Below are 1,321 nucleotides of genomic sequence, written 5' to 3'. Positions count from 1 at the left end.
GGCGCGTCCCTCGCGGTGGCGGGAGGCGTCGCCCAGGCGGTCACGCGCAACCCACTGGCCGACCCGTACCTGCTGGGGGTGTCGTCCGGGGCCGGCTTCGGCGTCGTGGTCCTGACCGTCCTGGGCGTGGGTGCCGGGATGTGGGGCGTCTTCACGCTCCCGATGGCCGCCTTCCTCGGCGCCCTGCTGCCACTGGCCGGGGTGGTCCTGGTGGCCCGTCGCGCGCACGACACCACGGCGATCGTGCTGGTGGGGGCGGCTCTGACGATGATGTTCGGCGCGCTCAACACGTTCACGCTGTTGGTGTTGGGCGACGACCACCAACTGGGCACCGTCATGCGCTGGCTGGCCGGCGGGTTCGGTGACGCCGGGTGGACCATGCTCCTGGCCCCGGTCTCGATCCTCGCCGTCGCGGGCGTCCTGGTGATGCTGTCCAGCCGCCACCTGGACCTCCTCCTGACCGGCGACGACGGCGCCACGGCCATGGGCATGAACGTCCCGCGGTTCCGGCTGCTCATGTTGCTGCTGGTCTCGATGCTCACCGCGGGGGCGGTGGCGGTCTCCGGGACCATCGGGTTCATCGGACTGCTCATCCCGCACCTCGCCGGGTACGTCACCGGGCGCACGTCGGCCCGGTTACTGCCGACGGCCGCGGTGCTCGGGGCGGTGGCCCTGGTGCTGGCCGACATCGCGGCCCGGTCCGTCAGCGACGGTGCCGAACTCCCGGTGGGCGTCGTCACGGGGATCGTGGGGGGTCCGGTGTTCCTGATCATGCTGTGGCGGCGCTACGGAAGGTCGGCGACGTGACCACACTGACCGCGGCCGACGTCTCCACCGACCTCGGGGGTCGCCGGATCCTCGAGGGGGTGGACCTGACCATCGCACCCGGCCGGGTCACCGCGCTGGTGGGCCCCAACGGCAGTGGCAAGACGACCCTGCTGCGCACCTGCTACCGGGCCCTGCCCACGACCGCCGGACTGGTGCGCCTCGACGGCGACGACATCACCTCGCTCCGCCGGCGGGCCCTGGCGCGGACGGTGGGCGTGAGCACTCAGGAGCCGGTCTCGTTGGGTGGCATCACGGTCCGGGAGTCGGTGCGACTGGGCCGGACGGTGACACGCGGGCTGTTCGAGCCGTTCGGGACCGACGACGCCGACGTGGTGGACACCGTGCTCGACCGTGTGGGGTTGGCCGGGTTGGCGGCCCGCGACGTCCTGGCCCTGTCGGGGGGCGAACGCCAGCGGGTGTCGATCGCCCGGGCGTTGGCGCAGCAGCCGGAGGTGCTCCTGCTGGACGAGCCCACCAACCACCTCGACGCCGA

The 1,321-nt window shown here is 72.8% G+C and carries 2 protein-coding genes; both read left to right on the top strand.

All coding sequences use genetic code 11. The features are described from left to right. On the top strand, window positions 1–807 hold an 807-nt coding region (locus tag G6017_RS14605; protein WP_182618009.1), incomplete at its 5' end, for a FecCD family ABC transporter permease. Beyond that, window positions 804–1,321 (top strand): ATP-binding cassette domain-containing protein (locus G6017_RS14600; protein WP_182618007.1); only part of this gene is annotated, 518 nt, incomplete at its 3' end. The genes G6017_RS14605 and G6017_RS14600, both read left to right, overlap by 4 nt.

Source organism: Dietzia sp. B44 (assembly GCF_014145245.1).
Classification (GTDB): Bacteria; Actinomycetota; Actinomycetes; order Mycobacteriales; family Mycobacteriaceae; genus Dietzia; species Dietzia natronolimnaea.
The sequence above is the reverse complement of the archived record's forward strand: the minus strand, read 5'-3'. Positions and strand labels throughout refer to the sequence as shown.